This is a genomic window from Streptomyces sp. NPDC018693 (genome assembly GCF_044391385.1).
Classification (GTDB): domain Bacteria; phylum Actinomycetota; class Actinomycetes; order Streptomycetales; family Streptomycetaceae; genus Streptomyces.
The window spans coordinates 31839-49227 of sequence record NZ_JBIRZZ010000022.1 but is presented as its reverse complement, the minus strand read 5'-3'; the positions used below and the strand labels follow the sequence as shown (position 1 = coordinate 49227).

The following is a 17389-nucleotide window of genomic DNA, read 5'->3' as shown; positions in this document are numbered from 1 at the left end:
GGGCGGGCTGCGGGATGTCGTACGACAGGAGCTGGTGGCCCGGCAGCTCGACGAGCAGATAGCCGGGCGGTTCCCGGTCGGGCAGCGGCTGCGGGTGCTCGACGTCGGGATGGGCCAGGGCACGCAGGCGCTGCGGCTGGCCCGGCTCGGCCACCAGGTGACCGGCCTGGAGCAGGACGCGACAATGGTCGCCGCGGCCCGCGAGGCGCTCGCCCGGGAGCCGGAGGGCATCCGGGCGCGGATGCGGATCATCGAGGGGGACGGCCGGGACACCGGTGTGCACTTCCTGCCCGGCAGCTTCGACGTGGTGCTCTGCCACGGCGTGCTGATGTACGTCGAGGAGCCGGACGCCCTGTTGGCGGGGCTGGCCCGGGTGCTCGCCCCGGGCGGTCTGCTGTCGCTGCTGGTGCGCAACGGCGACGCGCTGGCCATGCGGCCGGGCCTGTCCGGTGACTGGGCCGGGGCGCTGGGATCCTTCGACACGGTCGCCTACCGCAACCGGCTGGGCCTTGACGTCCGCGCCGACCGGCTGGCCGCGTTGACCGGCACGCTCGCCGGGATCGGGGCGCCGCTGCACGCCTGGTACGGGGTGCGGGTGTTCACCGACACGGCGGCGGACGGCGCGGAGGTCCCGACGGACGTGGAGACGCTGCTGGCGGTCGAGGAGCGCGCCGGGCGGACGGATCCGTACCGCGGGGTGGCGGCGCTGCTGCACCTGTGCGGGGTGCGGGGCTGACCCCCGATCGGGGGAACAGCGCGGGCCGGGTCCACGGCCCGACCTGAGACTCGGGGGCATGGACCCTTCCCGTGGCCGCGCTGCGCGGCCGGCCGTGCCCGCCGCCGCGCTCGTCGTCGTGGTCATGTGCTGTGCCGCCGTGCTGTCCGGATGCTCCGGGTCGGCCGGGACGCGGGACACCGCCGCGCAGGCCGCCGCCCCCGTCGCCAGGGCCGCGAGCGACCTGGAGGACGACTACCGGAAGGTGATCAGGGACGTCCTGCCGTCGGTCGTGCAGATCCAGGCGGCCCAGGACCTGGGGTCCGGCGTGGTGTACGACGACAAGGGGCACATCGTCACCAACGCGCATGTCGTCGGCGACGAGAAGACCTTCCGCGTGACCACCGCCAACAGCGAGGACCCGCTGGCCGCGACGCTCGTCTTCTCCTACCCGCAGCAGGATCTCGCCGTCATCAGGCTGGACCGGGCGCCGAGCGGGCTGAAGGCGGCCTCCTTCGGGGACTCCTCCAAGGTGGAGGTCGGGCAGATCGTGCTGGCCATGGGCTCGCCGCTCGGGCTGTCGTCGAGCGTGACACAGGGCATCGTCTCGGCGACCGGACGGACCGTCAGCGCGGGCCGTAGCGGCGGGGGTACGGGTGCGACCATCCCGAACATGGTGCAGACGTCCGCGGCCATCAACCCGGGCAACAGCGGGGGCGCGCTGGTCGACCTGTCCGGGAAGGTCATCGGCATCCCGACGCTGGCGGCGACCGACCCCGGGTTCGGGGACAGCGCGGCGCCGGGCATCGGATTCGCGATCCCCGCGTCGATGGTGCGGACGGTCGCCGACCAGATCATCAAGGACGGCAAGGTCACCGACTCGGGGCGGGCGGCGCTCAACATCACGGCACGCACGGTCGTCGACGAGAACTACCGGGCCGCCGGGGTCGCGGTGGTGGACGTGGCGGACGGGGGCGCCGCGGACGACGCGGGGATCGAGCCCGGGGACATCATCACCAGGCTCGGGGACACCGACATCACGACGATCACCTCGCTGGCGGAGGCACTGGCCGCGGACCGGCCCGGGGAGCGTACGACGGTGACGTTCACGCGGAACGGGGACGAGCGGACGGTCGAGGTGACGCTGGGGGCGCAGTGAGCGGGGCGGGGGCCTCCGGGTCCGGTGGGCCCCCGCCGTCCTGACCTGGGGTCAGGATCCCTCGTTCTCGGCGTGCAGGCTCATCGGGCCGTAGATCTCGGTCGCGTCCTCGAACAGCCGCACCTGGTCCGCGCCGCCGGCCAGCAGGGCCTTCCAGTTCTCACCGATCCATGACTCGGCGTCGCCCTGCGTGGTGAACTCCTCCGGCTCCACTGCGGGCTGGACCTCCGTCCCGTCGGCCTTCTCGAACCGCCACGTCCATGCCGCCATGTACGCCTCCCTGGTGTGAACACGTGCGGGCACTTTATCTCGGGTGATCTTTCGGGTGCGGGTGGTTGGTGGGCTGGTCGCGCAGTTCCCCGCGCCCCTCTTGGTTACGCCCCTTCGGGGCTGCCAAATGCGCGGCACATGTCTCTCCGGGTGAAAATCGGGGCGTGGAAGTGACTTTGCTTGGTACCGGTGCTCCTGCGGGGCTGCCCCGCCCCGACTGCCCCTGCGCCGTGTGTGCCACCTCGCTCGGGGTGGATGCCCGGGCTGCCACCGCCCTGCTCGTGGACGGGGCGCTGCTGCTGGACCTGACTCCCGGGGCGGCGTTCGCGGCGGCTCGGGCCGGGCATTCGCTGGGTGGGGTGCGGCAGGTGTTGTTGTCGCATCCGCATGAGGGGCCGGTCGTCGAGGTGCCGGCCGGGCTGCCGCAGCCGGGGCGGGTGCCGGACGGGCGGGAGTTGGCCCTGCTGACGGGGCATCGGGTGCGGGCGCTGGCGATGGACGCGGGCGGTACGGGGTACGCGGTGAGCGGGCCGGACGGGCAGCGGCTGCTGTATCTGCCGCCGGGGAGTGCTCCGGCCGGGCTGGAGGAGGGGGCGGCGCCGGCCGAGCGGTACGACCTGGTCCTCGCGGACGTGGTGGGGCGGCCGGACGCGCTGGCGAAGCTGCGGGCGGTGGGCGCGGTCGGTCCTACGACGGATGTCGTGGCCGTCCATCTGGACCATGACGTGCCGCCGGGGGCGGAGTTGCGGCGGCGGCTGGCGGCGGCCGGGGCGCGGGCGGTGGCGGACGGGGAGACGCTGGTGGTGGGCGTGTACGAGGACGTACCCGATGTGCCGCGGCGGACGCTGGTGCTGGGCGGGGCGCGGTCGGGGAAGTCGGTGGAGGCCGAGCGGCGGCTGGAGTCCTTCCCGGATGTGCTGTACGTGGCGACCGGGGGTACGCGGGGCGGGGACACCGAGTGGGCGGCGCGGGTGGCGGCGCACCGGGAGCGGCGGCCGGGGTCCTGGCGGACGGCGGAGACATGCGATCTGGTGCCGTTGCTCGGGGAGGACGGGGCGCCGGTGCTGATCGACTGTCTGTCGCTGTGGCTGACGGATGCGATGGACTCCGTCGGGGCGTGGGACGACGCGGTGTGGGCGGACGGGGGTGAGCGGGAGTTGCGCAAGCGGGTGGCCGGGTTGGCGGCGGCGGTGCGGGGGGCTCGGCGGACCGTGGTGCTGGTGTCCAACGAGGTGGGGTCGGGGATCGTGCCGGCTACGGCGTCCGGGCGGCGGTACCGGGATGAGCTGGGGCGGTTGAACGCGGCGGTGGCGGGTGAGTGCGAGGAGGTCGTGCTGGTGGTGGCGGGGCAGGCGGTGGTGTTGCGGGGGTAGGGGTGCGGTGCGGGGTGCCTCCCCCGGAGGGGGGGCACGACTGCCCGCAGCTGGGTCAGCTCTTCTTCCGGGCGATCACCCGGTACGTGTTCGAGAAGCGGGTGTGGCGGAGGGCCGGGGACAGGGTCAGGTCCAGGGCTGCTGTCAGGGCGGCGAGGGGGCGGGCGGCGGCGCGTAGGCGGGCGTGGGTCAGGCGGAGGCGTACTGCTGTGGCGAGGTCGTGGGGGATGTGGGGCGTGGTGTGGTCCGTCGAGATGATGTCGCAGCCCTGGGACTCGAGTTCCGCGCGGAGGTTGGCGGGTGGGATGAGGTGGAGGTGGCGGGGCTGGTCGTGGGCCGGCCACCACTTGCCGAGGGCCGTCGCGGAGGCGCTGGACGGGTTGGGGAGTTCGAGGAGCAGGTGGCCGCCCGGGCGGAGGGCGGAGAGGGCGGCGCGGAGTTCCGCTCGGGGGTCGCTGGTGTGCTGGAGGTGGTGGAGCATGCTGACGACGTCGTAGCGGGCGCGTAGGCGGGAGGTGATCTCAGGGGCGGTGAGGCGGCCGATGTGGGCCTCCTCGATCCGGCCGGCCGCTCTGGCCCGTTCCACCCGCGCGGTGGTGTCCAGGCCGTCGAACGCCGTGTAGGTGAACACCTCCTGCGCCGCCTCCGGGAAGCGCGCGTCCCCGGTGCCGACGTCCAGCCAGCTCTCCGGCTCCGGGAACGGCAGCATCGTCCGGGCGATGGCCCGCAGGCGTCTTCGGCCGACGGCGGTGGGCTCCGCCGGGTAGAGGGCCAGTCCCTCGGGCGTCAGGCGGGGGTTCTGGAAGGCGTGGGCGCAGTCGCGGCACTCGTCCAGCGTGAAGGTGCCGGGGCGGTGGTGGCGGAGGTCGGGGGTGCGCAGTCGGGTGCGCAGGCGCTTCGAGCCGCACCAGGGGCAGTCGTCGCGGCGCGGCTCGTGGATGGGCCGTGGGGGGCGGCGTGGGGGCATGGGCGACTCCGTCGTCATTCCGTGACAAAACGGAACGTATGGGATCGTGATCTCCGGCGCAAAGACGCTGCGGGGGTGTGGGCACGATTGCGGCGCGGAACCGTTCGATCGGTGCCGGTACTGTTCGGCGAATGAGCTCGCTTAATCTCGACGACTTCACCGATCTGATCGAGCGCCCCGACGGCGGGGTGCGCCGCGACGCGGAGGCGCGCCGGGAACGTCAGATCGTGCCGCCCGGATCGCTGGGGCGTCTGGACGACCTGGGTGAGTGGCTGGCCGCGGCGCAGGGCCGGGTGCCGGTACGGCCCATCGAGCGGCCGCGTGTGGTGCTGTTCGCCGGTGACCACGGCGTCGCCGGGCTCGATGTGTCGGCACGGCCCGCGGGCAGCGCGGCGGAGCTGGTGCGGGACGTCCTGGCGGGCGGCCGTCCGGTGGCCGTGCTCGCGCGGCGGCTCGGGGTGTCCGTGCGGGTGGTGGACATGGCGCTGGACTGCGAGCCGGACGCGTTCCCGGAGGATGTCGTACGGCACCGGGTGCGGCGCGGCAGCGGGCGGATCGACGTCGAGGACGCGCTCACCCTGGAGGAGGCCGAGGCGGCCTTCCGGGCGGGGATGGCGGTGGCGGACGAGGAGGCCGACTCCGGTACGGACCTCGTCGTGCTCGGCGATGTGAGTGTCGGCGGGACCACGGCGGCCGGGGTGCTGGTGGCGGCGTTGTGCGGGACCGACGCGTCGGTGGTGACCGGGCGGGGTGGGCTCGCGATCGACGACCTGGCGTGGATGCGGAAGTGCGCGGCGATCCGGGACGCGTTGCGGCGGGCGCGGCCGGTGCTCGGGGACCAGTTGCAGTTGCTGGCGACCGTGGGCGGGGCCGACCTCACGGCGATGACGGGTTTTCTGTTGCAGTGCGCGGTGCGGAAGGTTCCGGTCGTGCTGGACGGGGTCGTGACGGCCGCCTGTGCGCTGGTCGGGCAGCGGATCGCCTTCCGGGCGCCGGACTGGTGGCTGGCCGGACACAGGTCCGGGGAGCCGGGGCAGGCGAAGGCGCTGGACCGGATGGCGCTGGAGCCGCTGCTCGACCAGGGGGTGCAGGTCGGCGAGGGCGCGGGTGCGCTGCTGGCGCTGCCGCTGGTCCAGGCGGCGGCCGCGCTGGCCGCGGAGGTCCCGGAGGTCTCCGACGGCGAACCGGACGAGGAGCCCAAGGAGTAGGGACCGGCCTCAGGCCGCGGGGCCGGGGCCGCCCCGTCGTGAAACTGAGCGCCGTCGCAGCACGCAACGCCATCCCGTGCCGCAGGCACCATCGCCCACGCCGCAACACTGACCGGCCCGCTGTACGCGCGCGTGGCGCCCGTGGATGGCGACGGGTGGGACGGACACGGGGAGTGCCCTGCACGCGCGCGGGCGCCCCGCGACGCCCAGGGCGCTCCAGCGGCCCGCAGCGGTGCCCCGCACGCACGCATGGGCGCCCCCTCGCTGCGACGCCCCGCTCATCGACCTGCCGGCCGCCGACGCGCAGCCAGTAGACATTGGCCCGTCGTCGGCGGCGGCAGTCGTCGAGGAGCGCCACCGCGTGTACGCCGACGACGACGGCCCCCTCACCCTCTGGGGCAGCAGCGGCCCCTACAACATCCGCCCCCGACGGAAGTCGACACAAGCGCTCCGACCGGGCATCAGATCGGTCCCCCGGCCGACGGCCGACGGGAGCGACCACCCCGTGCACGCCACAGCGACGGCCACCCTCACCCTCTGGGGCAGCGGCCGCCCTACTCAGCCGCCGTCGGCGGGCACCGGCCGGAGCACCCTCGGCCGCGCGTCCGTACCGGCCTCCGGCCGGGAATCTGTGTCGGCACCCAGCGGAACAGGGACATCCACAACGGCACCCGGCTACGGCCCCCCTCTGGGGCGGCAAACGCCCGCAGGGAATCTCCGTCGGCACCTTGCGGGACATCTGAGGCGGTATCCAACAAGGCATCCGGCCCGCCCCGTAAAGCGTCCAGGCCAGTCCCCGGCAGGAATCTCCTCCACCCCCAGCAGGGACATCCACAACGTCACCCGGCGACGGCCCCCACCCCCTGGGGCAGCGGCGGCCCCACGCTGCCGCCGTCGGCAGCAATCGACCCTCGCGGCCGGGGATCAGGGCCAGCCCCCAGATGGCGGCCTCGGCCGCGCGTCCGCACCGACCCGGCAGGAATCTTCGTCGGCACCCAGCGGGATATCTGGGGTGGCATCCAGTCCGCCCTCGGCAAAGCCTCCAGGCCAGCCCCCCGGCAGAAAACTCAGCCGCCCCCAGCAGGGACATCCGCAACGGCGCCCGGCTACCGCCCCACCCTCTGGGGGCAGCGGCCGCACGCAGCCGGCGGCGGGAATCGGCTGGAGCGCCCTCGTCCGGGCATCAGGACCGGCCCCCGGCCGGCGGTCTCGGCCGCGCGTCGGTACCGGACTCCGGCCGGGAGTCTTCGTCGGCACCCGGCGGGACATCCTCGGCGGCACCCGGCAAGGCATTCGGCCCCGTTCCCGGCGGGACGTCCGCGTCGCGCCCCGGCGAAGCATCCGGGGCGGCATCCGACAAGGCATCCGGGGCGGCCCCCGGCACAGCGTCCGGGGCGGCCCCCGGCGGGGCGTTCGTGTCGGCCGCCGTCAGAGTGTTGGAGCCAGCCCTCGGTCGGGTGTTCGGGTCGGCTCCCGGGGAAGTGTCGGGTGGGTGTTGAGGGGGGCTGTTCGGTTTGCCGCCCAGCCAGTCTTCCAGGGCGCGGCGGGGGCGGGACCAGCGGCGGTCGTGGTGGTAGGCGCGGAGGGTGGCGCGGGCTCGGGCGCGGGGGCGGTGGGTGTAGAAGCGGCGGGACCAGGGGGAGTCGGGGCGGGCGAGGCGGATCGCGCCGATCAGGGCGAAGGCGGGGATGATGGCGCCGAAGACGGCGGTGCGGGTCTTGCCCTTGCTGAGGGCGATGAGCGCGAAGAGGAAGTTGACCGAGACCGTCGCGATGGCCGTGCCGCGGTCCTGCATCTCCTCCTGGGAGAGGTCGTTGACGCCGAAGGGGGCGAACCCGACGAGCACCAGGCCGACCAGGGCGGCCGTGATCACGACGACCTCGACGCTCTGCCGGCCGGCCTCGCTCCAGTAGACGTCGTTGAGGTGAAGGATCAGCGCGAACTCGTCGAGCACCAACCCGGCCCCGATGCCGAAGACGACCGCGCTCAGCGCCGGGCCGAACCCCCGCCCACCACCGGCGACCGCACCGAAGCCGCCGATGACGGTGAGGATGACGCCCGGCACGACGTGGTGGATGTGCAGACCGCCCGCCGCCTCGACGTTGCCGAACGGGCCCTTGCCCGCGCGGATGAGCCGGGTGATGACGCGGGTGATCAGGAAGGTCAGGACGAAGGCGGTGAGGGCGAGGAGCAGCGGGAGTTTGCCCGGTTCGACGATGTTCCGATAGAACCAATGTCCCATATGGGCACTTTGCCCTGACCTCCCCTCTGGCCGCATCCCCAGCCGCATCCCCGGCCGCCGATGAAGCCCGGCCGAGCGCCGGTTACCCTGCGCCGGTGACCGACACCCCGCCCCGCTCCTCCCTCGACGGCCTGCGCTTCGCCTTCGGCACGCTCACCGTGCTGCCCGTCCGGGTCCACCGCTGGGACCGAGGGGCCGCGCGCGGCGGGATGCTGGCCGCGCCGGCGGTCGGCCTGGTCGTCGGCGGCTGCGCGGCGACGCTCGGCCTGCTGCTGCTCGCCTCGGGCGCGGGACCCTTCCTGGCCGCGGTGGCCTCCGTCGCCGTACCCGCCGTACTGACCCGTGGCCTGCATCTGGACGGGCTCGCGGACACCGCGGACGGGCTGGGCAGCGGGAAGCCCGCCGAGGACGCGCTGCGGATCATGAAACAGTCGGACATCGGGCCCTTCGGAGTGCTCACGATCGTCCTGGTCCTGCTCGCCCAGGTGGCCGTGCTGGCGCAGCTCTACGACGGCTCCTGGGCGCGGGGCGCCCTCGCGGCCGTGGTCTCGGCGGTCGCGGCCCGGCTGGCGCTCACCCTGGCGGCGCGGACGGGGGTGCCCGCCGCCCGGCCGGAGGGGCTGGGGGCGGCGGTCGCGGGTGCGGTGCCGGTGGCGGGGGCGGTCGGGGTCGCGGCCGTCTGTGTCGCCTGCGCGGCCGGGGCGGGTGGCACGCTGTTCGGGCCGTACGACGGTGTCCGTACCGCCCTCGCCGTCGCCCTCGCCGTGGCCGCCGCCGAAGTGCTCCTGCACCACTGCACGCGCCGCTTCGGCGGGGTCACCGGAGACGTGTTCGGCGGGCTGGCGGAGACGGCGGCGACGGCCGCGCTGGTGGTCATGGCGCTGGGCTCCTGACACCCGGTCCCGGGCGGGTCTCAGCAGGCGCGGCGCCACGCCCCCAGCTCGTACTTCTTCAGCAGTGAGCTGAGCTTCAGGCGGCGCGACTCGGCGCAGAAGCGGCTGGTGGGGAGTTCGTACTCGACGTGGAAGACGGCCTTGCCCGCCTCGATGAAGGGGCTCAGGGTCTCGCACTCGTCGTACTGGGCGCACTGCTCGTTGACCGCGAAGTCGAAGTCGTCGAGCAGTTCGGGGATCTGGTCGAGGTCGTTCTTGAGGCCGACGGACAGCCCGCGGTCGTGGGCGAGGCGGGCGACCAGGCGGTTGTAGCGGAGCTGGTCGGCGGCGGTCAGCGGGAAGCCGGTGTCGTTGAGGTAGCCGTCCATGTTGTCCGGCTCGACCGCGTCGAAGCCCTTGTCGCGGCACATGTCGAGGCGGGATGCCATCAGGGGCTCCAGGACGTCGGTGCGGCGGATGTCGAGCCAGCGCTCGCCGTCCCAGCCGTTGCCCTTGCCCAGCAGCGCCTCGGGGAACTCGTCGGCGTCCGGGCGCCAGTCCTCCCAGGCGCCGGTGGACAGGTAGCAGATGACCTTGCGGCCGTCGTCGTGCAGGGCGGCGACGGTCGCCTCGGAGTGGTCGAAGCCGTCGATGTCGTAGACCGGCACGTCCACGGAGGTGTCGAGGCGGCCGCTGAGCTGCCACTGCCAGGCCGTGCCGGGGCTGGGCCGCCAGCGCTCCGCCGGGGGCCGTTCGTCGTCCTCGTCGGGGGTCGTCGTACAGCCTGCGAGCAGCAGGGCGAGCAGGGCGGCGGCGAGCGGTATCGGGCGTCTCAACGGAACGGCTCCAGGGTGTGCGGCAACGTACCCCAAGGATGATCTCCCGTGCCGGGCACGCACAGTGGATCCGGGCCCCGAGCAAGCGCGCAAGGGCCGCGCAGTCGGCGTCCGCCGGGACGCCGTGGACGAGGTGGCACTCGCGGGTGTCCAGGGGGGCGGGCGTGCCCGGGTCGGGGCGGAGCGTGCGGTACGTCGTCCAGGGGCCCTCGAAGGTCACCAGGACGTCGGCGATGCGGGCGTAGGCGGGGTGGGGCCGGGTGCCCGGGTTGAGGACGAGGCTGGTGCAGCCGGCGGAGCGGGCCGCGCGGGCCAGGGTCCGGTAGTACGGCAGCTCGTCGGGGCCGGAGGCGACCTGGTCGAGGAACGCGCCGTCGGTGTCGTACCAGGCGTGGTGGCGGGCGAGGTCGCCGGCGATCTCGGCGGGCGGGCGGCGACCGTAGGCGGTGTCGGTGTAGCCGAACACCCGCACCTCCGCCGCCCGCAGCCGGGCCGCGACCTGCGCGAAGGCCGGGTCGGGGGCCGTGCCGGGACCGCTGGCCGGGTTGAGGACGACGCCGTGCAGCCGCGGGGCGGCCCCCAGGATCGCCGCCCACTCGGCGGGGCGGACGTCGGGGTGCTCGTAGTACGGCACGAGGAGAGTGCCGCTCGGGCGGGGGCTCATCGGTGTGCGGTCGCCCTTCCCAGGAGGGCGCAGACCAGGACGGCCTGGGCGGTGGCGGCGGCGCCGTAGACGGTCAGGGCGACCGAGTGTGGGGGGAGGTGGGACAGGAGGGCCGCCGTCTGGGTGAGGGCGGCGGTGCAGGCGATGGCGGTGGCCCCGAGGATCGCGCCGAAGGACTGCAGGAGCAGCCCCGTCCAGAGGACGACGCCCAGCAGGAGCAGCCCGGTCAGGCGGACGCCGGCCAGGCCCGGGGAGTGCGGCCACAGGGCGGAGGTGAGGAGGGCGAGGGTGAGGAGGACCAGGAGGTAGCCCGTGAGGCAGGCGATGACCGTACGGGCCGTGGTGCGGCGGAGGGCGCGGGCGGTGCCGGTGGAGCGCAGGCCGGCCAGGCTGCCGCTGCGGAAGCGGTGCAGCAGCCACTCGGCGGGGCCCATGCTGAGGGTCAGGGCCACGGCTGCGGGCGCGGCGAGCGCGCCGGCCGACTCCCCCGCGAGGACGTCGCCGAGGGCGGCGTACAGCAGGAGTACACCGCTGCCGAGGCCGAACAGGGCGTACGGGAGGGACGCGGTCGGCCAGGGGGAGCCGGTGCGGTCCCGTGTGAACAGCTCTCCCAGTTCCTGGAGGGTCGGCCGGACCTCACGCAGGCCGAGGATCATCACCGCCGCCAGTGAGCCCAGCAGCAGGAGCGGTCGGAGCGGCCCGGGGACGGGGTGGACGAGGGCGACCACCGCGCCGGCCGCCATCGGTGCCAGCGCGGCCAGCAGGAGCTTCTCGCGGCCCAGTACCAGCAGGGTGGTCGAGGCGCCCAGGTAGCAGGACTGGCCGACGGCGAAGACGAGGGCGGCCGGGTGGGCCGGTCCGGTCGCGGCGAGGGCGACCAGGGAGCCGAGCAGGGCGCCCGCGGGTGCGCCGACCAGGAGGCAGCGGCGGGCGGCGGCCCGGTCGCCGAGCCCGAGCCAGGTGTACGCGCGGTGGGACAGGCCCTGGTTCCAGCTCCAGCCGCACAGCGCGCCCGCGAGCAGCGGCACCGTGCCGGCCGGGAGGCCGAGGTCGCCCCGGGGGCCGGCCAGCAGGGGTGCGCCGAGGACGTAGGCGAGACCGGGGAGGGCGACGACGAGGCCGCGCAGGAGGCAGCCCAGCAGGCCGGCCCGCCAGGGGTCGTGGGGCGGGCCGTCGGGTTCGGGGTGGCTGCGTGGGACGCGTTCGTAGAGTTCCTCGGCGAGCGCGAAGGAGTTCTTCACGCCGTAGCGTTCGCGGATCTGGTCGTCGGACAGGCCGTCGGACTCCAGCAGGGCGGCCACCTCGTCCGGGTGGACGGCGGCCCCGACGAAGTCCGCCAGGCGGTCGGCGAGTTCGTCGATGGGGTCGGGTCCGGGCCGGCCGGTGGGGGCGCGCCGGCGCGGGAGCGAGGGCAGGGTGATGGGGCGGGCGCCCGGGGGCAGCCAGAGGGAGCCGCTCACCAGTCGGTTCCGTCCGTCGCGACGGCCGCGTACCAGGGGTCGCGCAGTTCGAGGGTCCAGTCGGCGACCGTCTCGACGGTCGGCTCGTAGACCTCGGGCTGTCCGGCCAGCTCGCGGTAGATGGTGCGGAAGTTGTCGACCGAGCGTTTGAGGGTGAAGCGGTCGATGACGCGCTGGCGGGCCAGCTCGCCCAGGGCCAGGCGGCGTTCGTGGTCCTTCAGGAGGGTGAGCGCGGCGGCGGCCATCTTCTCGGGTTCGCGCGGCGGGACCACCAGGCCGGTGTCGCCGACGGCCTCGCGGACACCGCCGACGTCCGTCGAGACCGTCGTACGGCCGCAGGACATGGCCTCGATGATGGAGAAGGGGAACCCCTCGGAGATGGAGGAGAGCATCACGATGTGGCCGGCGGCGTAGGCACGCCGGACCTCGCTGATGCGGCCCTCGAAGGTGAGGCCGTCGGTGACGCCGAGTTCGGCGGCGAGCTTCTCCAGGCGGGTCGCGTACGCCTCGCCGCCGGCCGGTACCGGGCCGAACAGCCTGAGGCGGGTCTCGGGGAGGTGGGTGCGGACCAGGGCGTAGGCACGGAGCAGGGTCTCCAGGTCCTTGATGGGGTCGATACGGCCGCACCAGCTGAGGGTGGGGACCTCCGGCTCGGGGCCGGCGTGCGGGAAGGCGTGCGGGTCGACGCCGTTGTAGACCGTGCGGATCCTGGTGGGGTCGGCGCCGCCGCGCTCCTCCCAGCGGCGGTTGTACTGGTTGCACGGGGTGATCAGGTCGGCGGCCCGGTAGCCGTGTGAGTTCAGTTCACGGTAGAAGGCGAGCATGAACGCCTTCACGGGCCAGCGCTGGGCGTCGCGCCGATAGCCGAGGTAGCGCTCCCGCAGGTAGATGCCGTGCTCGGTGAGGAGGAAGGGCACGCCCTCGAAGTGGTGGGCGGCGAGCGCGGGGAGGGTGGCGAGGCCGCTGCTGACGGCGTGCGCGACACAGTCCTCGGGCAGTGGGGTGCCGAGCGGGCGCAGGGCGTGTTCCAGCAGGTCGGTGGCGATCAGGGCGTCGTGCACGGTGGGGTGGGCGGCGGCGGTCGGCAGATGCGGCATGGTCCATGTCCACATCAGGGAGCGCAGCGCGGTCTCGGTGCGCAGCGCCGCCGACAGCCGCCCGTCGCGGGCGAGTTCGGCCAGTTCGTACAGGGCGGTGCCGAAGTCGCAGCGGGCGTCGGGGTCGAGGAAGGAGAGCAGGAACCGCTCGTAGGAGTCGACGAAGCGGCGGCGGGCCCGGCCGAGGGGCGCTCGTGCGCGGCCGGGGCGTCGGCCCCAGGTCGGTACGGAGGTGTGGCGGTAGACGTTGGGCGGCAGCTCCCAGGTGACGGGTTCGCGGCCGGTGCCGGTGAGCGAGACGAGGTGGAAGTCGACCTCGGGCATGCCCTTGACGAGTTGGTCGCACCAGGTGCTGACCCCGCCGTGGACGTGCGGATAGGTGCCCTCCGTGAGCATGGTGACATGGCGGCCTGTACGCGACATCGCTGCGCGGCTTCCCCCCTGTTTGCGGATGTTTGTGCGGGGAACTGCTGGCCGGAGGCCGGGTGCGGGTCTCGTTGTGGCTGGTCGCGCAGTTCCCCGCGCCCCTTGGGGCGTTGCCGCTTACGGCAGCTTCAAAGTGAGCGAGGACTGCAGCGCCGCCGGGGTGGTCCAGTCCGAGCGGGCCCCCGCGTACGGTGTGCCGAAGACCGTGGTGCCGAGGAGCAGTTGCTTTCGGGTGCCCTCGGGGGCGGTCACCGGGATCTGGGTGCCGGACGGGGCGGTGACCGTGACGGTCGTGCCGATGCGGTACGCCGTGACCTTGTTGGCGGCGACGGCGGCCTGCCAGGCGGCGCGGTTCTTCAGCTCGGTGCCGATGGCGGACTGGCGGACGTTCTGCAGCGGGGTGTTGTCCGCGAAGAGCGCGCGGTAGTCGGCGAGGACGCGTTCCATGACCGGGTAGAGGATGCGGTCCTCGGCCAGGTTGGACTGGTGGGCGTAGTGCGGGCGCGGGTCGCCCGAGATGGCGTGGCCGAGGGCGGTGCGGGCCTCCATGGGGACGATGTAGTCGTCGTACCCGGTGGCGGTGTCCAGCGGGGTGATGCAGGTCGACGAGGGGTTGTCCTCGCAGACGCCGCTGCCGCCGTCGGCGCGGGAGGTGTAGACCCAGTTGTACTCGTCGGCCATCTCCGCCTTGGTGCCGACGTTGTAGTAGACGTTCATGGGGTGGCGGGGCACGGTCAGTGCCTTGCCGACGGCGCGCTGTTCGGGCTCGCGGGAGTTGTCCGAGCCGGTCCACTTGATGCCGTTGTCGGCGAGGGCGCCGGCCAGGTGGGGGTTGTCGTCGGGCTGCTGGGGCAGGGTGCGCAGGCCCGAGTGCTCGCCGGTGACCAGCTCGGTGCGGTCGAGCGGAAGGCCCTTGTTCACCGCCCAGTTGTGGTTGTTGCGGATCTGGGCCGAGATTTCCGGGCGGCTCATGTACTGGGTGGAGCCGTCGGCGTTCTTCGCGCAGCTCCAGGGCACGGTGGAGGTGTCCTGGACGCAGCCGAGGAAGGGGTGGGTGTAGGTGTGGTTGATCCAGCGGTACCTGGCCCTGTCGGCGAGCAGCCGGTCGGTGAGCGGGTCGCTGCCGCCGTGCTCGCTCTTCCACTCCTCGCCGGAGCCGGCGTTGTAGACCATGTCCATGATGAAGCCGTGCCGGGTCTGCCACTGGGCGGCGTAGGCCGCGTCGTCGGCGGTCATCCGGATCGGTTCGGTGCCCTCGCCGTCGCCGCCGACGCAGTCGAAGTCGCCCGGGGTGCAGTTGCGTTCGGTGTCCCAGCGGGCGTCGGGCGCGAACACGTCGTCGACGTGGACGGCGAAGTGGTTGCGGGTCCGGCCGAGGTGGACGCCCTGGGTCAGCCACTCGACGATGCCGCGCGCCAGCAGCCGGAACTGCTGCTGGTACTGGTTGTAGGCGAAGGTGACCACCAGCTCGCGGCGCCCGTCGTGGGCGTACTCGCCGACCAGGCTGCCGGTGGTGCCGCCCGCGGACACGTCGACGTAGCTGGTGAAGCCCTCGCGGGGCGCGGCCACATAGCCGTAACTCTCCAGAACATCCGGTGAGTTGTCCTCCAGCGCGAAGGTGCCGTCGAGGTAGCCGAACCAGCCGGACCGCCCGGCCGCGGTGACGGTCGCCGGGCGCCCGTCGAGCGAGCCGGCGTACGAGCTGTACTCCAGGCCGACCTCCGGGTGCGCCCAGGTGTAGGCGTCCACCTGGGGGATGCCGTACGTCCGCTCGTACGTCTCCAGCGCGGTCTGCTCGGCCGAACCGGGGCCGAAGGGAGCCTCGTTGGGCAGCACCACCCCTTGGTACTTCGCCCGCGGGGTGCCGCCCACCGTGTCGCTGAGGAAGGCGGCGTTCACAGTGGGCCGGTTCGGGTCGTTGAGGTTCACGGTCGTGTACGGGATGCCGCTGCTCCTGAGCTGGGCGGTGATCGCCTGGACGGGGCTGTCCCCGTTGTCGACCACCAGCACCCTGAGGTCGATCCGCGGCTCCCCCGCCGCCGAGGCGCCCGGGGCCCCCACCCCCAGTGCCGTCAGCAGTCCGGTCGCCGCCGCCACCGCGGCGGCCCTTCTCCCTCTGCTCCGTCCATGCGCGTGCTGCGCCATGGTCTGTCCCTCCCCCAGAAAATGGATCCGCGGACGGACGTCCGGTCGTGGACGTATCGCGGCAGATCCATGGAAATCACGCAACGCGGTGAGCCGGTCGCTGCACCGAACCCGACGAGTGTGACCCACCTCATGGAACGCAAGGATCGGGAAATGGCCACGACACCACCCACGGGTGAACACTCGCAGGAATGAGCGGACGCCCACGCACGCGTAGGCTCATGACGGGGCTTCCTCCACCGGTTCGCCGCGCCGGAGGGGACGACCCCGTGCGACCGCTCCCGAGGCCCCGCTCTAGGGTCGGCTGTCGGGCCCGGTCGACCCACTCCGCTCGACCACAGCAACTTCACATCGGAAGCGAGATTTCACCACCGTGACTGCTCTCACTCTCAGCACCGCCGCGGCGCCCGGCCTGCGGGCCGACGCGATCGTGATCGGTGTCGCCAAGGGCGCGAAGGGCCCGGCTGTCGCCCCGGGCGCCGAGGCCGTGGACAATGCCTACGAGGGACGGCTCGCCGGCGTTCTGGAGACCCTCGGCGCATCCGGCGCCGAAGGCGAGGTGACGAAGCTGCCCGCGCCGGCCGGCTTCAAGGCGCCGCTCGTGGTGGCGGTGGGGCTGGGCGGTGAGCCCGAGAAGGACGCGGGTTACGACGCCGAGGCCCTGCGCAGGGCGGCCGGTGTCGCCGCCCGCGCACTCGCCGGGTCCAAGAAGGCCGCCTTCGCCCTGCCGCTGGCCGACGCCGGCGACGTCGGGGCGGTCGCCGAGGGCGTCCTGCTCGGCGCGTACTCCTTCGACACGTACAAGGAGGAAGGCCGTAAGGCACAGGGCGGCCCCAAGGCCAAGAACGGCAAGGCGCCGCTCGCCGAGGCCGCGCTGCTCGGCGGCAAGCCGCGCGACGCCGCCCACAAGGGCGCGATCGCCCGCGCCACGGCCGTCATCGAGGAGCTGAACCGCGCCCGCGACCTGATCAACACCCCGCCGAACGACCTCCACCCGGCCGCGTTCGCCGCGATCGCGCAGGCGGCCGGCAAGGAGCACGGCATCAAGGTGCAGGTGCTCGACGAGAAGGCACTGGCCAAGGGCGGCTACGGCGGCATCCTGGGCGTCGGCGGGGGCTCCGCCGCGGCGCCGCGCCTGGTGAAGCTGACCTACACGCACGCGAAGGCGGACAAGCACCTCGCGTTCGTCGGCAAGGGCATCACCTACGACTCGGGCGGCATCTCGCTGAAGCCGGCCGGGCACAACGAGACGATGAAGTGCGACATGAGCGGTGCGGCCGCCGTGTTCGCCGCGGTCGTCGCCGCCGCGCGGCTCGGCCTTCAGGTGAACGTCACCGGCTGGCTGGCGCTCGCCGAGAACATGCCGTCCGGGACCGCCGTCCGTCCGGGTGACGTGCTGCGGATGTACAGCGGCAAGACGGTGGAGGTGCTCAACACGGACGCGGAGGGCCGGCTGGTGCTGGCCGACGCGCTGTGGGCGGCGTCGGAGGAGAAGCCGGACGCGATCGTGGACGTGGCGACGCTCACCGGGGCGATGATGCTGGCGCTGGGCAACCGGACGTTCGGTGTCATGGGCAACGACGACGCGTTCCGCTCCGCGATCGTGGAGGCGGCCGAGGAGGTCGGGGAGCCGGCGTGGCCGATGCCGCTGCCGGAGCATCTGCGCAAGGGGATGGACTCCACGGTGGCCGACATCGCGAACATGGGTGAGCGGATGGGGGGCGGGCTGGTCGCCGGGCTCTTCCTGAAGGAGTTCGTGGGTGAGGGGATCACCTGGGCGCACCTTGACATCGCGGGGCCCGCGTTCAATGAGGGCGGGGTCTTCGGGTACACGCCGAAGGGCGGGACGGGGTCTGCGGTTCGTACGCTCGTTCGACTTGCCGAGCTGACCGCCGCGGGGGATCTGGGCTGATTTTCGCCTGGAAGCCCGGTTCATTCCGTCGTAGGGCGAGTGC

Annotated in this window: 12 protein-coding genes and 2 pseudogenes; 6 read left to right on the top strand and 8 right to left on the bottom strand. The window is 73.5% G+C overall.

All coding sequences use genetic code 11. The features are described 5' to 3' along the window. The first annotated feature begins 34 nt into the window (after positions 1-34). Both ACH5AC_RS35125 and ACH5AC_RS35120 read left to right on the top strand, forming a co-directional pair. A complete protein-coding gene (locus tag ACH5AC_RS35125) occupies positions 35-736 on the top strand; it encodes a class I SAM-dependent methyltransferase (protein ID WP_398866370.1) in 702 nt (233 codons plus the stop codon). Positions 737-794: 58 nt separating this feature from the next. Then, on the top strand, positions 795-1874 hold the full coding sequence (locus ACH5AC_RS35120) for a S1C family serine protease (RefSeq protein WP_398866369.1): 1080 nt from the start codon (positions 795-797) through the stop codon (positions 1872-1874). Between the two features lie 51 nt (positions 1875-1925). Here ACH5AC_RS35120 and ACH5AC_RS35115 read toward each other — a convergent pair whose 3' ends face one another. Next, complete coding sequence (locus ACH5AC_RS35115; protein WP_398866368.1) at positions 1926-2144, bottom strand: hypothetical protein; 219 nt, start codon at positions 2142-2144, stop codon at positions 1926-1928. A gap of 164 nt (positions 2145-2308) precedes the next feature. Here ACH5AC_RS35115 and ACH5AC_RS35110 point away from each other — a divergent pair, with 164 nt between their 5' ends. Further along, positions 2309-3517, top strand: coding sequence for a bifunctional adenosylcobinamide kinase/adenosylcobinamide-phosphate guanylyltransferase (locus ACH5AC_RS35110; RefSeq protein ID WP_398866367.1), 1209 nt, complete (start codon positions 2309-2311; stop codon positions 3515-3517). Positions 3518-3572: 55 nt separating this feature from the next. Here the strand turns inward: ACH5AC_RS35110 and ACH5AC_RS35105 are convergent, their stop codons facing one another. Beyond that, positions 3573-4484: a class I SAM-dependent methyltransferase gene (locus ACH5AC_RS35105; RefSeq protein ID WP_398866366.1), complete on the bottom strand. Its 912-nt coding sequence runs from the start codon at positions 4482-4484 to the stop codon at positions 3573-3575. A 131-nt stretch (positions 4485-4615) separates the two neighbouring features. On the opposite strand from ACH5AC_RS35105, the gene cobT reads away from it, so the two are divergent. Continuing rightward, a complete protein-coding gene (gene cobT, locus ACH5AC_RS35100) occupies positions 4616-5692 on the top strand; it encodes a nicotinate-nucleotide--dimethylbenzimidazole phosphoribosyltransferase (protein WP_398866365.1) in 1077 nt (358 codons plus the stop codon). A gap of 1495 nt (positions 5693-7187) precedes the next feature. Here the strand turns inward: cobT and ACH5AC_RS35095 are convergent. Next, positions 7188-7934: pseudogene (locus ACH5AC_RS35095) on the bottom strand (hypothetical protein); the annotation flags it as partial. A gap of 95 nt (positions 7935-8029) precedes the next feature. Here ACH5AC_RS35095 and ACH5AC_RS35090 point away from each other — a divergent pair. Further along, complete coding sequence (locus tag ACH5AC_RS35090) at positions 8030-8827, top strand: adenosylcobinamide-GDP ribazoletransferase (RefSeq protein WP_398866364.1); 798 nt, start codon at positions 8030-8032, stop codon at positions 8825-8827. A gap of 20 nt (positions 8828-8847) precedes the next feature. Here ACH5AC_RS35090 and ACH5AC_RS35085 read toward each other — a convergent pair whose 3' ends face one another. The 5 genes and pseudogenes from ACH5AC_RS35085 to ACH5AC_RS35065 form a co-directional block, all read right to left on the bottom strand. Beyond that, positions 8848-9642 carry an endo alpha-1,4 polygalactosaminidase gene (locus tag ACH5AC_RS35085; RefSeq protein ID WP_398866363.1) on the bottom strand — a complete coding sequence of 265 codons (795 nt, stop codon included), beginning with the start codon at positions 9640-9642 and terminating at the stop codon, positions 8848-8850. Positions 9643-9802: 160 nt separating this feature from the next. Beyond that, positions 9803-10306, bottom strand: a pseudogene (locus tag ACH5AC_RS35080) (spherulation-specific family 4 protein); the annotation flags it as partial. Then, the gene (locus ACH5AC_RS35075) at positions 10303-11766 is read right to left on the bottom strand and encodes a hypothetical protein (RefSeq protein WP_398866362.1); all 1464 of its coding nucleotides are present in this window, start codon (positions 11764-11766) and stop codon (positions 10303-10305) included. The pseudogene ACH5AC_RS35080 and the gene ACH5AC_RS35075, both read right to left, overlap by 4 nt. Then, positions 11763-13286 carry a GT4 family glycosyltransferase PelF gene (gene pelF / locus ACH5AC_RS35070; protein WP_398866361.1) on the bottom strand — a complete coding sequence of 508 codons (1524 nt, stop codon included), beginning with the start codon at positions 13284-13286 and terminating at the stop codon, positions 11763-11765. The genes ACH5AC_RS35075 and pelF overlap by 4 nt, the downstream gene beginning before the upstream one ends. A gap of 120 nt (positions 13287-13406) precedes the next feature. Beyond that, positions 13407-15434, bottom strand: a complete 2028-nt coding sequence (locus tag ACH5AC_RS35065; protein ID WP_398866360.1) for a hypothetical protein — start codon at positions 15432-15434, stop codon at positions 13407-13409. 373 nt (positions 15435-15807) lie between these two features. Between ACH5AC_RS35065 and ACH5AC_RS35060 the strand changes: the two genes are divergently transcribed. Further along, positions 15808-17346 (top strand): leucyl aminopeptidase, encoded by a 1539-nt coding sequence (locus ACH5AC_RS35060; protein ID WP_398866359.1) that lies wholly within the window; start codon positions 15808-15810, stop codon positions 17344-17346. Positions 17347-17389: the final 43 nt, after the last annotated feature.

Coding starts and splice junctions, on each gene's coding strand:
- ACH5AC_RS35115 (WP_398866368.1), bottom strand. CDS start 2,144: ATGGCGGCATGGACGTGGCGGTTCGAGAAGGCCGACGGGACGGAGGTC.
- ACH5AC_RS35120 (WP_398866369.1), top strand. CDS start 795: ATGGACCCTTCCCGTGGCCGCGCTGCGCGGCCGGCCGTGCCCGCCGCC.
- ACH5AC_RS35065 (WP_398866360.1), bottom strand. CDS start 15,434: ATGGCGCAGCACGCGCATGGACGGAGCAGAGGGAGAAGGGCCGCCGCG.
- cobT (WP_398866365.1), top strand. CDS start 4,616: ATGAGCTCGCTTAATCTCGACGACTTCACCGATCTGATCGAGCGCCCC.
- pelF (WP_398866361.1), bottom strand. CDS start 13,286: ATGTCGCGTACAGGCCGCCATGTCACCATGCTCACGGAGGGCACCTAT.
- ACH5AC_RS35105 (WP_398866366.1), bottom strand. CDS start 4,484: ATGCCCCCACGCCGCCCCCCACGGCCCATCCACGAGCCGCGCCGCGAC.